We start from the raw sequence: 13132 nt of genomic DNA, 5'->3' as shown, positions 1-13132 counted from the left end.
AATTTTTAAAACTGTAAGATGTACAAAGTAAATTTTAAAATAATTTTATCATTTCTCCTCATTCTATTTAGCAACTTTATTTTTTCGCAAAAGAAATTAACCGTTGTTTTAGACGCTGGACACGGAGGAAGTGATCATGGAGCTAACAGAAGTTATGCAGACATCGGAAGGATCGCGGAGAAAGATGTCACCCTTGCTATTACCCTGAAAGTTGGGGCAATGCTAGAAAAAAACAAAGATTTTAAAGTAATTTATACCCGAAAGATAGACGAATACCCTTCACTTTCCGACAGAACGAACTTGGCGAACAGAAGCAAAGCCGACCTTTTTGTGTCCATCCACTGTAATTCTTCAAAAAGACCTACAGCTTACGGAACGGAAACTTACGTACAAGGTCCCGATCAGAATGACACCAATCTTGAGGTGGCAAAAAGAGAAAATGACGTGATTTTCCTGGATGAAAAAGATAAGCAGACCTTCGGATCTTATGATGCTGGTTCTCCGGAATCTTTAATTGCCTTAAAACTTCAGCAAAGCAAATATCTGGAATCCAGTCTTCTTTTGGGAGGTTTGGTGGAAGATAACTTTGTGAATAAAGATAAAAGATCTTCGAGAGGTGTATTTCAGAAAAACCTGCACGTTCTTCGTATGAATGCGATGCCTTCGGTACTTATTGAAACCGGATTCATCAATCATCCTGAAGAAAGTCATTATCTGGCTTCGGAAAAAGGTCAGGATGAGATTTCAGAGAGTATTTATCAGGCTATCATTGATTACAAAAAAGCAATTGACAGAAAATCGGGAAGTCCGGTAATCGTAAAAAAGCCTGAACCAGATAGATTGGCAGAAGTGGCTTTAAAGAACGATTTCAGAATTTTATTATTAAGCTCTCCAACGAAGTATAACGACGGAGATCCTGCTTTAAAAGGTTTGAATTATATTTTACCTCTTAAAGAAAACGGACTCTACAAATATTACTACGGAGTAACCAATCTTGGTTCTGTAAGAGATATTAATATTAAAACAGCCAAAGATGCCGGATTCAGAAATGCATATGCTGTAGGTTTCATGCCGAATCAAAAACTGAGCACGGGTTACTACACGATCGAAGTATATGTAGGAGAAAAACTGAACGGAAATTCATTCGTACTACAAACCCTAAAAGATGCCGAAAGAAACAAAGAAGATGGCGTTTTCTATTATACTTATGGAAAAGTGTACAGTTTGGAGGATGCCGTGAAGCTTCAGAAAGACCTTGAAGCTAAAGGAATTAAGAATTCGGTAATTCAAAAAGTTTTTAAATAATCAAAAATAATTTTGAAGTTAAAAAGTTAATTATTACTTTTGCAACCTCAAAATTTGGTCTATTCGTCTAGTGGTCAGGACTCAAGGTTTTCATCCTTGCAACAGGAGTTCGATTCTCCTATAGACTACCAAATTTAGTGTATTTCATATACCTTAAAAAGCCCTCTCTGCAGGGCTTTTTTTATTTTCAAATATTTCTTATCGATTGTAGCGTTTTATATCTTAATTCTGTTAAAAAAAATTCTAAAAGTTCAATAATATTAGATTTTGCCCCCTGTAAAAAAGATCAATTTTATGGTTGTAAAATATAAAAAAGCTCTTGTAATTGTTTGGTTGGCTTCAGATTTGGGAAATTTTCAGAAAAAAGTATCTAAAAATTATCATAAAATTTTAATTAAAAGAAAAAAATATTATATTTGCACCTCCTAAAACGGAGAGCATCGTTTATTAAAGTTTCATAAAATAAAGTTTTGGCATCAACAATATCGATCTTCTTTATTCATGGTACTTTGAAAAACAATTAAATTCTCTTACATTAGGTACAAATTTATATCATGTTGGATTTAAAAATACAGGAAGCGAAATTGCTTTTTAAGAAAATCCACTCTAACCCAAAAAGTTACGATTTAAAAATCAATGAAGATGGGATTACAGGCAGAGATGATAAAATAAGTTTCAGACTTGACAGGACCGGAGAGAGGGTCGCTTTTGAAGTAACGATTGACGGACTTACCTTCACCAATACCACTGGGGAATGGAACAATGCGATGGTAATGCTTGCGAGCACCATCAAAAAATTAGAAAGAGAAGAAGAGAATATTAAAATAGAACAGGCAATAGATAAACTACGAAAATATTTATCAGAAGAAAATTAAAAAATTCTAAAAATAAATTTGGTAGATAAAAAAAAAGTTTATACTTTTGCACTCACATTTGAACGATATGGCAAATCATAAATCAGCATTAAAGAGAATTAGACAAAACGAAGTAAGAAAGCTTCGTAACAGATACTACCACAAGACTGCAAGAACAGCATTGAAGGTGTTAAGAAATGAAGAAGATAAAGCTGCTGCTTCAGAGCAATTGCCAAAAGTTATCTCTTTGTTGGATAAATTAGCTAAGAAAAATATTATCCACAAAAACAAAGCGGCTAACTTAAAAAGCAAATTAACTAAGCACGTTAATAAACTAGCTTAATAAGTATAGTTGGCCCGTTCGTCTATCGGTTAGGACCTCAGATTTTCATTCTGGTAAGAGGGGTTCGACTCCCCTACGGGCTACAAAACTTAATTACTACTAACCGGGTAATTAAAATAAGAGTTGTAAACTTATAAAAACAAAATACTAACCCTGTAAGCAATTACAGCTATGGTAGATGGCCCGTTCGTCTATCGGTTAGGACCTCAGATTTTCATTCTGGTAAGAGGGGTTCGACTCCCCTACGGGCTACTTAAAAGAGATTCAATTTTTTTGGATCTCTTTTTTTATTTCTCTTAATAGTGATTTAGTTCGCTTTTTATTACTCCTAAATTCATTGTAAACACACACTACTAAAGGAAAATCTATTTAAAAGAAGTTTATTAATCAAGTTAAATTAAAAATGCATACCTTTGTAATTCATCAGATGATATGATGTATTTAATACAATGCAGATTCAAAGAAAAACTTTAGCGCAGGAAGTAGCGGACAGATTAATTGAAGGAATCCTCAATAATGATTATCCTGTTGGTGAAAAACTGCCGACAGAACCTGAATTAATGAAGATCTATGGTGTCGGACGTTCCAGTATCCGCGAAGCGATAAAAATACTTTCCATTAAAGGGGTATTGAATGTACATCAAGGATTGGGAACTTTTGTAGTTTCGAAAAATATGCAGGAATCTTTGGAATCACAGATGGATAAAGCGCAAATTGGAGATGTACAGGAAGTACGTTCTCTTCTTGATTCAAAAATCGCGGCAAAAGCGGCTTTCTTCCGTAGTAAGGAGCAATTAAAAAATATAAAACTGTATTTGGATCTGAGAAACAGACTGGCTGAGGAAAACAAAATCTTAGAATGTTATCACGCTGATATTAATTTTCACGTTGCCATCGCTGAAGCTTGCGGAAATATTCTTCTGAAAGAAATCTATAAAGTAGCAAGTTCCCATATCTTAAGATCTTTTGAAAACAGTCATACTGATACAGAATCTTTCAAAGATTCTCAGGATATTCACAATCGTCTTTATTTGGCTATCGAAAATAAAGATGCAGAAAATGCTGCCATTATCGCTCAGCAAATTGTTGATCGGATTTATTAAAATATAAACTTTAACAAAATTCATCAGATGATATGATGAATTATAAATTACTATGGAAAATATCGCAACAAAAACAATTGACAGTACGAAAATTGTTTACCCTATCTTATTTATGATCAGTTTTTCACATTTCCTGAATGATTTGATCCAGTCTACCATTCCTTCATTGTATCCGATTTTGAAAGGTGAATTCCGTTTATCTTTCGCCCAAATCGGTATTATCACTTTGGTATTTCAACTTACCGCCTCAATTTTACAGCCATTTGTAGGAATTTATACTGACAAGAAACCAAATCCCAGATCGCTCTCGATCGGAATGGGATTATCGATGGCAGGTTTATTATTATTGGCTGCCGCTCATCAATATTACGTAATTCTTATTGCTGTCGGGTTAATCGGAATGGGATCATCGATTTTTCATCCTGAAGCATCGAGAGTTGCCCAATTGGCATCTGGCGGACAAAAAGGTTTGGCGCAATCTATCTTTCAGGTAGGAGGAAATTCGGGAAGTGCAATCGGACCTTTATTGGTGGCTCTAATTATCCTTCCATTAGGTCAAGGGTATGTTGGTTTATTTGCGATTGCAGCATTTATAGGGATTATCGTTCTATGGAGAATCGGAAATTGGTATGCGGAAAGATTAAATTTAAAAAAATTAGCGAAGCATCCGAGTGATGTTATTAATATTCAATTATCTCGTAGAAAAGTCATTTTTTCAGTTACGATTTTATTGGCTTTGGTTTTCTCAAAATATATTTATCTGGCTTCCATGACGAATTATTTTACCTTCTTTTTGATTGATAAATTTCACGTTTCGGTAAAAGATTCTCAACTGTATTTATTCATGTTTTTAGCAGCTGTTGCCGTTGGAACGATCCTAGGCGGGAAATTAGGGGATAAATACGGCAGAAAGAAAATTATTTGGATTTCCATTTTAGGAGCTGCACCATTTACCTTGTTCTTACCCTATCTATCGTTGTTCTGGACGATTACATTTGCTGTTTTAATAGGATTAATCATTGCTTCGGCATTCTCAGCCATCTTGGTTTTTGCGACCGATCTTTTGCCTAACAAAATAGGATTGGTGGCAGGATTATTCTTCGGATTTATGTTCGGAATGGGCGGAATCGGATCTGCTGTTTTGGGAGCCGTCGCGGATGATACAAGTATCGAATATGTATTTAAAATCTGTGCATTTCTACCGTTAATGGGAATCATCACCGCATTTTTACCCAACCTTAAAAAATAAAAAAAGCCCCCACCAAAGGCAAAAGGTGGGGGCTAAACAAAATTTGGATATGCTACTAAAGATTAGTTTTTAATCAATTTCTGCTGATAGACTGCTTTCTCAGTTTTTGCAATTAAAATATACACTCCTTTCGGAAGCATACTTACATTTACCTGTCCATTACTGAACTGCGCATTCACCAATTTACCAGACATATCGTACACAGAAACGTTTAAAACCTTCTCCTGAGTTCGAATGTTAAGAATATCAGTCACCGGATTAGGGTAAATACTGAATTCTAATTTTTTAACCTCAGCTGTTGCCAGTACTGAAGTCGAGCTTGTTATTGATAACGTTTTATCAACAACCTTGCCGTTAGAATTGAAACTTACCACAATACTTGCAGTTCCGTTTCCTATCGGCGTAATAACCAATTCATCATTTGTAGTAATCGTTGCCGAAACCGCTGATGGATTGCTGTTTGATTTTACAGACTTTACAATTGCCGCAGCAAGATTATCTGTATCTGAAGTTACGGTTTTTAGATCAATTGTCGTAACAGAATTTGCACTTACCTGCGTTGGAAGCGTATTATTTATCACAGGAACGGTATTATCCGGAAACACAGCAATTGCCGGAAACCAGTAATAATCGTTTAATTTTATCGTGTTTGTCAAAGTTCCTGTATTATTAAATGTATGAATCCAGTTATTTTGATAATGTGCTCCGTAACCGCTTTCTGTTGTATTTAAAATCAATTCATCGGTAACAGGATTTACTCTTAACGCTGCACCGTAAGGAATTTGCTTATAAGTCCCTGTTTGTCCCGGAATAGCGGCAAAAGTTTCATTAAAAGTGCCCGAAGTTACGTCAAATTTCACAATCTGAGTTCCGGAAACAAAACTACTGATAGAATTGATCCAGTATAATGTATTGTTTTGACTACTTGCCGTTAAACTTCCTGCATTCCAAGCTCCCCAAGCTCCGATATATTTTGTAGTAGGGATATTGTAAACTGTCGTAGTAAAAGTCGTAGGATTAATTTTAACTAATTTTTGATCCTGAATCGCCCAAACACTTCCGTCTTTCGCCTGAACAATAGAATGAAAAGAACCCGCAATCGTAGTAACAACCGTATCTGTATTCGGATTAATCACTAAAACTCCTGCAGCTTGCTTCACGGCAAAAACATATTGAGAAGTTCTGATCATGTTTCCAATCTGTCCTGCGTATTGGCTTCCTCCTCCTGTTGTAGGAATTAAAGTTCCGACCTGCAAATTATCAATATTAAAAGTATAAATTCCGTTGGAAGCTCCGATATACCCTTTGTGTTCATTAACTCCGACAAAAGATCTTCCGTCTCCGCCACCTATATTATTGAATCCTGCAATTTTCTGCATGGTTTGCGCATTGGCAACGACTAATCTTCCTCCAGGAGTATATTGTGTATCTCCACCATCTGCAGCTTGTTTAGAAATGAAATAAAATTTATCTCCATAAATCGTTCCGTATTGAGTTGTCGCTCCGAAAGCTTGATTAGCATTGGCATTGCTGTAAACTCTGTAATTTACGTTTCCGTTATTATCAATAAAATTCACAGAAACCGTTGGTATGACCGAACCATTCTTCATTCACCATAAAATATCCGTTGGTAAAGTTTGATGACGCAACATACGGCGAAACCGGAGTCATTGTTGAAGAAATCGGAGTATCTGCAAATCCTGCCGAAAAATTCCAGACATCATAAGAACCATTTACCAAAGTTCTGCTTGTTGCTCCCACTCCCGAATATCCGAAATCAGGATCTGTAGGATCTTTTACCCAGTAAGACCAATATCCGTTGGTTGTCCATCCTGAAGACCAGTGATCATTGGTATCTGCAGCCGTGTAATCATCAAAATCATAAGAACTTGTGTTTACAATTCCGCTTACCGGATAATAAGGATAGGTTACGTTTCCGCTTTTGTAAAGGGCGTTTGTTCCTGTTCCGTTAAGATCAAAACCGAAACCACCGATCGCTGTTCCGTAAGGTCCTGTTCCCTGATAAAGCAATGAATAAAATCTGTGATCTGCCGTTGCAATTGCTTTCAACATATCTTCACCTGTCGCCGTTCCGTTCCATCTGAAACCCCAAACTAGAGCATCAGCATTTTTACCGTCATTCCACTGCACGACAAAAGCCGCTTCATTACTTCCTGTTCCTACCCAATATTGGATATCAGAAAAATTAACGGTCGTTGTAATGTTTTTAGCCGACTGATTCTTCGGGGAAGATTTCAGCTGAAGGTCATTTCGGGGAAATCCCTGCACTTTTATCTGCGCATTCGTAAAAAATGCAAACAGAAAAAGCATTGTTAAAAGATAAAACTTTTTCATTTTTAATGATAACTATTTATTATTGTTGATTTTTAATTAAGATATAAATCGTAAGCTCCTGCAACTTCCGTAGAAACTTCGCCCAACCAGCCCGCTTCCTGATTGGTTCCTGTATAAACTTTTACAAAATCGATTCCCGGAAGTTTCACATATTTTCCGTTTCTGTCGACTGCCCAAGAAATATCAATATTAGAAGCTTCATCGTTGTTCGGAGCATTGTCTGCATATCCGAAATCATAAGATTTCCCTACCCAATAAGATCCCGTTCCGCTCTGATCAAAATAATTGTTCATCAGTTTTGTTCCGGTAAAACTGTAAGAAGTATCGCTTAGCCACATTGGATAGTAACTTTGCGCATGGAAGGTGTTTTTTGTTTTAAATCCTAAATTCCCCAGATTGTCCTGCCATTTTATATACTCTGCATCAGTTTCCCAAAACTCACTTCCCGGAACGGGAGGTTTATTTTCATTGGGTTTGAAGTATGTTATACTATAATCTTTTACGGTTGTATTTTTGAAATATTCGCTTCCTGCGATTTCGTACCATTCGTTGTCATCCGGTTTCCCGTTTTTATTTCTGTCATAGGCAACCATGATAATTCCCGGTTCGCAAGATCCTGAACGTGGCTGACTTGCATCATTTCCCCAAAAAGCATTTCCTAAAATTTTAAAATCTCTTCCGTTCATATTCGGAATTGTGTGATCGAAACCGAAAACTACATATCCTCCGAAACCTCCTAAAGTCAGCATTGAAGAATTTCCGCCGACCAAAGATTCTTTAGCTTTCTGAAGCATTTTAGTAAAAGTATCTCCGTTTTCGTATTCAGGAATTTCGTTGATGAATTGTCCGACTGCGGGACGGAAATCGAAAACATTAGAAATATATTTGCTGTACGTTCCCGTTTCCTGCTTCACTATAATTTTAGAATTATACGTTTTTACAGTTCCGTTTACCTCCATTTTTAAAGTTAAAGGATATGTTTTCACAACAGGACTGATAAAATCCAGTTGAGAATCCTGAGAAATAATAGAATCATTGATGCTCCATATAAAGTTTCCACCTGTTTTCGGATCGATATTTAAGACCTTGAAACGATCGATTGTATAAGATTCTTCCAAGCCTTTAAAAGCAGAATCGTCTTCATCTCTGTCACTTTTACAGCCAATTGTTCCCCATAGAATGACTGAAAAAAGTGTTGTTTTTATAATTTTTAAAATGTTTCTTTCCATTTTTTAATTTGATTTATTTATACAAAAAAGTGAAGTGTGCAGGGATATTTCCGCCTTCGGTTTTCCATTTGAAATGTCCGTTTTTATCAAAACAATAGACATATCCGGTTGAAACATAATTTCTCGCATCGGTAATATAAATATCTTCCGTAATAGGATTCACCGCAATTCCGTAAGGCGTTTTGATGGCATCAACATATTCCTGATCGATGATTTTATTAGAGATAATCTGTTCGGTTTTTACATCAATAATTCCGAAAGATTTTGTGTAAGCATGGGTATTATAGTTGAATTCGTTTCCGTAATAATAGAGCTTGTCATTCACGATCGTCATTTCACTTACCGAAATATGAAAATCTTTTTTCACCAATCCTGTAGCCGCATCAACCAAAAATAAACTTGAAGGAACCGTATAATAATCACCTCTTGAGCTTACATACAGATCGCCGTAATTATCTTTTTTAATCCTGTGAAGATTAATGGCAACGTCAATTTTCTTAGTCTCCGTAAAAGAATTTAAGTCAACCACAGAAACCGTTTTATCGTAATTCGGAAACTTATACCCTCCGGAATTGGCGACGAATAACTGATTTCCTACAATTTCCATTTCTTCCGGCTGATAACCGACAACCGCCGTTCTTTGAATCGTTAAAGAAGCCGTATCAATCTCAACCACTTTTCCCAGCGGTGCATTCGGATCTAAAGCAACCGGACCTGCATAACTTGAAGCATAGGCTTTTCCGTTTTTAAAGGTGATATAACGGCAATTTTCAAGATTAATGGTTTTAATTCTTTTAGCCGTTTTTGCATCCAACACTTCAATTTTATTGGAGACATTAATGACGGCATATAATTTATTTCCATAGATCTGAATGTCATTTCCAACGTCTCCAAGCTCTTTCACCACATTCGGATTAATTTCAGCATAAATATTCCGGTGATACGTTCCTGTCGTATAGTCAAAGAAATCAAGGGTAGCTTTATTGCTTCCCATATTTCCTTCATTTAAAAGGTAAAATCCTTTGATAGCCGTATTTTCAGGCTGTGTAAGTCCTGTTTCGGTTTCTTCACGGGTAATATATTCATCCGTTCTGCACGAAATCAATGAAAACAGTACACCAATCAGAAGATAAAAGTTTAATTTTTTCATAATGTAAAGCTTACAATGAGTTTAAAAGTTCTTCCCGGCATCGGATAATTCAGTACCACATCATAATATTGATTGAAAATATTATTAACCTCAAAACTGGCCTTGAACTGATGCTCTTTCCATTTTATTTTTCTTTGAACCGACAAATCGTGTGTATACCAAGGCTGAATGTAATTATATTGGATATTATTCTGATTCACATCATAGCGCTCACCAACATAGATAAAACTGTAATTGAAACTCCAGTCTTTGTAATCAGACATCAACGAAAAAGATCCGCTATGCCAAGGCGTGTAAGGAATCTGATGTCCGAAATACGATTCTTCCCTGTCGGAAAAATCTCTTGCTCGCTGAAAAGTATAACTTATTAACGGACGGATTTTAACATTCCCAAAAAGAAAATCAGCCTGAAGATTGATGTCTGTTCCGAGAATTTCAACTTCCCCAAGATTCAGCATCGTCCATCGGAACATACTTCCGTTCGGAGCGGCGATGATTTTATCTTCAACTTTATTAAAATAACCATCAACTTTAGCCGAAATTCTTTGTAAAACAGAGCCTGAAAAACCTTTAGAATAAGCAAAACCAAGATTATACTGATTGGTAAATTCGGGTTTCAAAGAAGTATTTCCGATCATCGTATAATACAGATCATTGAAAGTCGGCATCCTGAAAATTCTTTTATAGAAAGCTCTTACCGTAAAATCTTTTCCTGCAAAAGGCTGATAACTCAGAAAAGCTGAAGGCGTCCATTCTGTTTTGTCCGGTGATTTTGTATTTTTTTCCACCTCTTCCGAAACAAAAGTTCCCAAAACACTTCCCAGGAATTTAAGACGTCTCCATTGATACGTCGTCGCAAAAGCAGCCAACGTTGTATACCGTGTCGGGTAAGAAAAATTAACCAAATCCGCATCCAGATTATTATATTGAAAATCTACACTCGCGCTGACATCCCAATCAGAAGTAATAGAAAATAAATTGGAGCTAGATACATACAGTTCCCGTTGAATATACTGATTCTGAATTTTTATGGATGAAACTGTATCAATATAATGCGTGTAATCGTACGCGAATTTGGCCTTAATCTGAGTTTCCAGTTTTGGAAATATTTTTTTCTTAAAACTTCCCTGAACAAAGAAATTTTCGTCGGTCTGTCTTTCTCCTCTTCCATCAAAACGGTTGTTGACAATTGCTGCAGGAATTCCACGATCTGACATATAACCGTATCCTCTCAAATTCCAACTTCCGTTATTGAGTGTTCCATTTAAACTCGTTTCAAAACGTTTTGCACGAATATCAGAATCTAATCTTTTGGCAATTGTATCATAAGCAACGTCTCCGTCGGGATATTTTTTCTTATAACGATATTTGTAAATACCATCACTCTGAATAAATTCTGAACTAAAGCTTGCTGAAATATTTTTTGAAATTTTCTGTTCCAATCGAAAAGAAGGATCAAACAGATCAATAGAACTATTTTTAAATCTTACGACTAAATTTGTTTTACGATTTCCTTTAAAACTTGGAACTTTCGGCTGCAGATAAATAGAACCCGAAGAACCGAAATCCTTTGCGGGTTGGAAAATTTCACTTTTTTGTCCGTTGTAGAGAGAAATTTCCTCCAGATCATCCAATGAATATCTCCCCAAATCCACCACTCCGTTTTGAGCATTCCCAATCTGGATTCCGTCATAAAAAACCCCGACGTGCTGACTTCCCATGCTTCGGATATTGATCGTTTTCAACCCACCAATTCCTCCGTAATCTTTGATCTGAATTCCGGAAAAATACCTCAATGCATCAGCAACCGACTGACTGTTGAGCCTCTCCAGCTCTTCACCCGACAAAACCTGTGCAGGAAGAATTTCTTTAAAATTTTTCTTCTTGACATTAACGGTCACAATTGTCTGTTCCTTAATCGTATCTTTTCTGGATTGTGAGAATATAAGCGTAGCCGTTAACACAAAAACTGTGAAAACAACCTTCTGAAGTTGAGATGTAAAAAATGTTGTCACCATTAGCTCATTTAGAATAATGATGACGCTAATGGATATAAGAATACAGCGACTAAGCACAGCTGTAAACTGCACAGAATCAATGATGTCCTAAAGCTTTATTCCACGAAAGCGTCAAACGTTAAATCTTCTGGCAGGTCTTCTGACTTACTCCATTTTTGAAATCCTTCCCATTAAAAAACAGTGGATATTATCTTCAAAAACTTGTTTTGTGGAGCTTACAGCAGCGGGTCTGTTCCGGATTTTCACCGGATTCCCTTTTAAGCGCTTTTTATGGCTCACCAGATTTCGGCAAAGATAGAAAATAAATCATAGAATCAAAATTGAATTTAATTCTATGATTTTCAATTAAATAAATTTATTTTTTGATTTGAGAAAATGTATTTTTTTGACGCAAAGTTTTATTTTCTCTTGACAATATTTTAGGAAGCAAAGAATGAATCAATTAAAATTGATTTGAAGAAGCGAACGTTTACAGTCAGCTTAATCAGACAGCTTAATCAGACAGCTTGCTGTCAGAAACTTTGCTCCCTTAAAGTTATTAGAGTTAAACAAAAACTTTGCGTTAAAAAACAAAATTCTTACTTAAATCCCAACATTCAGGAAAACACTGAAACGAGATTTCGCTTCAATATCACCTCCCGCCAAATTGGAATACGCAGGAAGCATGATCTCACTTCCCAGACTGAACTTTTTATAAGAAGCTTCAAAACCCAGCTTTCCGTATAAAGCACTTCCGGCTGTGTTGGGCAAAACCTCATCAAATTGTTTATTCCTGTCATAAACTTCTCCCTGCAAACCTGCTTTTCCGGAGAAAATTACTTTTTCATTGGATAAAATCTGATAAAAACCTGTTGCTGTATAATTCCATTGATTTCCGAAATGGTACTGTTTTTTGTTTTCGGTTTTAATCGTGTAATCTGTATTGAGGAGAACAGCTAGTTTATTTTTCTGAAATTTATAATTTAAAACCATCTGATAATCCCAACTTCCCGTTCCCATCTGAAAACTCGGATTGACACCCGAAATTCCCTTATCATCAAATTTCCCCAATGGAACTTTTACACCAATTCCTCCATTTAACTGATGAATATTGTCTTGTGAATTCAACAATTGGTAAATTCCCATTAAGTTTAAATCTCCGATTCCATTGATTCTAATATCCCCCTGCAACGTTTTCTTTTCATGAAAATGAAATGGCAAACTCGCATAGACACTCAGTTTTTTAGTCAAAGGAATTTTACCCCAAAGCTGAATCGTATTGAAATATTGATCCTGCGTTAAATCTTTTACGAATAAATTTTCTTTTGCTTTGTAATATTGGGCAAAATATTTAATTCCGATAAATTGTGGATTTAATAAAGATTCAAAACCGGATGAACCGTTTCCTGCAGCACATCCGCAAGCATCACAATCATCAAAAACGATCGCATGAAAATCATTCGGAATGTAAAGACTGTCATTAATTGTTTTAGCCTGATTTAAATTAATCAAAATCAGACTTATGATTAAAAATATTTTCTTCATGT

Annotated in this window: 11 protein-coding genes, 3 tRNA genes and 1 riboswitch; of the genes, 8 read left to right on the top strand and 6 right to left on the bottom strand. The window is 35.9% G+C overall.

The annotated features are described in order from the left end of the window. Positions 1 to 18 precede the first annotated feature (18 nt). The 8 genes from J3D55_RS03905 (at position 19) to J3D55_RS03870 (ending at position 4854) form a co-directional block, all read left to right on the top strand. Positions 19 to 1305, top strand: coding sequence for an N-acetylmuramoyl-L-alanine amidase family protein (locus J3D55_RS03905; protein WP_259128106.1), 1287 nt, complete (start codon positions 19 to 21; stop codon positions 1303 to 1305). A gap of 56 nt (positions 1306 to 1361) precedes the next feature. Then, positions 1362 to 1436, top strand: a tRNA-Glu gene (locus J3D55_RS03900). Positions 1437 to 1859: 423 nt separating this feature from the next. Next, on the top strand, positions 1860 to 2180 hold the full coding sequence (locus J3D55_RS03895; protein ID WP_259128105.1) for a hypothetical protein: 321 nt from the start codon (positions 1860 to 1862) through the stop codon (positions 2178 to 2180). 67 nt (positions 2181 to 2247) lie between these two features. Next, on the top strand, positions 2248 to 2502 hold the full coding sequence (gene rpsT / locus J3D55_RS03890; RefSeq protein WP_259128104.1) for a 30S ribosomal protein S20: 255 nt from the start codon (positions 2248 to 2250) through the stop codon (positions 2500 to 2502). A gap of 11 nt (positions 2503 to 2513) precedes the next feature. After that, positions 2514 to 2585 (top strand) — tRNA-Glu (locus J3D55_RS03885). 97 nt (positions 2586 to 2682) lie between these two features. Further along, positions 2683 to 2754: transfer RNA gene (locus J3D55_RS03880), tRNA-Glu, on the top strand. Positions 2755 to 2951: 197 nt separating this feature from the next. Further along, on the top strand, positions 2952 to 3605 hold the full coding sequence (locus J3D55_RS03875) for a FadR/GntR family transcriptional regulator (RefSeq protein ID WP_259128103.1): 654 nt from the start codon (positions 2952 to 2954) through the stop codon (positions 3603 to 3605). Positions 3606 to 3657: 52 nt separating this feature from the next. Then, positions 3658 to 4854 (top strand): MFS transporter, encoded by a 1197-nt coding sequence (locus tag J3D55_RS03870; RefSeq protein ID WP_259128102.1) that lies wholly within the window; start codon positions 3658 to 3660, stop codon positions 4852 to 4854. A 62-nt stretch (positions 4855 to 4916) separates the two neighbouring features. Here J3D55_RS03870 and J3D55_RS03865 read toward each other — a convergent pair whose 3' ends face one another. From J3D55_RS03865 to J3D55_RS03840, 6 genes are all read right to left on the bottom strand, one after another. Then, positions 4917 to 6464, bottom strand: coding sequence for a T9SS type A sorting domain-containing protein (locus J3D55_RS03865; RefSeq protein WP_259128101.1), 1548 nt, complete (start codon positions 6462 to 6464; stop codon positions 4917 to 4919). Next, complete coding sequence (locus tag J3D55_RS03860; protein ID WP_259128100.1) at positions 6418 to 7209, bottom strand: hypothetical protein; 792 nt, start codon at positions 7207 to 7209, stop codon at positions 6418 to 6420. The genes J3D55_RS03865 and J3D55_RS03860 overlap by 47 nt, the downstream gene beginning before the upstream one ends. 32 nt (positions 7210 to 7241) lie before the next feature. Continuing rightward, a complete protein-coding gene (locus tag J3D55_RS03855; protein ID WP_259128098.1) occupies positions 7242 to 8438 on the bottom strand; it encodes a cell surface protein in 1197 nt (398 codons plus the stop codon). A gap of 13 nt (positions 8439 to 8451) precedes the next feature. Then, a complete protein-coding gene (locus J3D55_RS03850; RefSeq protein ID WP_259128097.1) occupies positions 8452 to 9588 on the bottom strand; it encodes a YncE family protein in 1137 nt (378 codons plus the stop codon). Further along, positions 9585 to 11606 carry a TonB-dependent receptor plug domain-containing protein gene (locus tag J3D55_RS03845; RefSeq protein ID WP_259128096.1) on the bottom strand — a complete coding sequence of 674 codons (2022 nt, stop codon included), beginning with the start codon at positions 11604 to 11606 and terminating at the stop codon, positions 9585 to 9587. The genes J3D55_RS03850 and J3D55_RS03845 overlap by 4 nt, the downstream gene beginning before the upstream one ends. A 112-nt stretch (positions 11607 to 11718) precedes the next feature. Further along, a riboswitch (cobalamin riboswitch) is annotated at positions 11719 to 11904 on the bottom strand. Positions 11905 to 12188: 284 nt separating this feature from the next. Next, positions 12189 to 13130, bottom strand: a complete 942-nt coding sequence (locus tag J3D55_RS03840; RefSeq protein WP_259128093.1) for a transporter — start codon at positions 13128 to 13130, stop codon at positions 12189 to 12191. Between the last annotated feature and the right edge of the window lie 2 nt (positions 13131 to 13132).

The sequence above is a fragment of the Chryseobacterium ginsenosidimutans genome, assembly GCF_024807225.1.
GTDB lineage: Bacteria > Bacteroidota > Bacteroidia > Flavobacteriales > Weeksellaceae > Chryseobacterium > Chryseobacterium ginsenosidimutans.
This window is presented reverse-complemented; position numbering and strand designations above follow the sequence as displayed.

What these genes read in the sequence shown, in the direction of transcription:
- J3D55_RS03905 (WP_259128106.1), top strand. Translation starts at nt 19, where the DNA reads ATGTACAAAGTAAATTTTAAAATAATTTTATCATTTCTCCTCATTCTA.
- J3D55_RS03895 (WP_259128105.1), top strand. Translation starts at nt 1,860, where the DNA reads ATGTTGGATTTAAAAATACAGGAAGCGAAATTGCTTTTTAAGAAAATC.
- rpsT (WP_259128104.1), top strand. Translation starts at nt 2,248, where the DNA reads ATGGCAAATCATAAATCAGCATTAAAGAGAATTAGACAAAACGAAGTA.
- J3D55_RS03875 (WP_259128103.1), top strand. Translation starts at nt 2,952, where the DNA reads ATGCAGATTCAAAGAAAAACTTTAGCGCAGGAAGTAGCGGACAGATTA.
- J3D55_RS03870 (WP_259128102.1), top strand. Translation starts at nt 3,658, where the DNA reads ATGGAAAATATCGCAACAAAAACAATTGACAGTACGAAAATTGTTTAC.
- J3D55_RS03865 (WP_259128101.1), bottom strand. Translation starts at nt 6,464, where the DNA reads ATGAAGAATGGTTCGGTCATACCAACGGTTTCTGTGAATTTTATTGAT.
- J3D55_RS03860 (WP_259128100.1), bottom strand. Translation starts at nt 7,209, where the DNA reads ATGAAAAAGTTTTATCTTTTAACAATGCTTTTTCTGTTTGCATTTTTT.
- J3D55_RS03855 (WP_259128098.1), bottom strand. Translation starts at nt 8,438, where the DNA reads ATGGAAAGAAACATTTTAAAAATTATAAAAACAACACTTTTTTCAGTC.
- J3D55_RS03850 (WP_259128097.1), bottom strand. Translation starts at nt 9,588, where the DNA reads ATGAAAAAATTAAACTTTTATCTTCTGATTGGTGTACTGTTTTCATTG.
- J3D55_RS03845 (WP_259128096.1), bottom strand. Translation starts at nt 11,606, where the DNA reads ATGGTGACAACATTTTTTACATCTCAACTTCAGAAGGTTGTTTTCACA.
- J3D55_RS03840 (WP_259128093.1), bottom strand. Translation starts at nt 13,130, where the DNA reads ATGAAGAAAATATTTTTAATCATAAGTCTGATTTTGATTAATTTAAAT.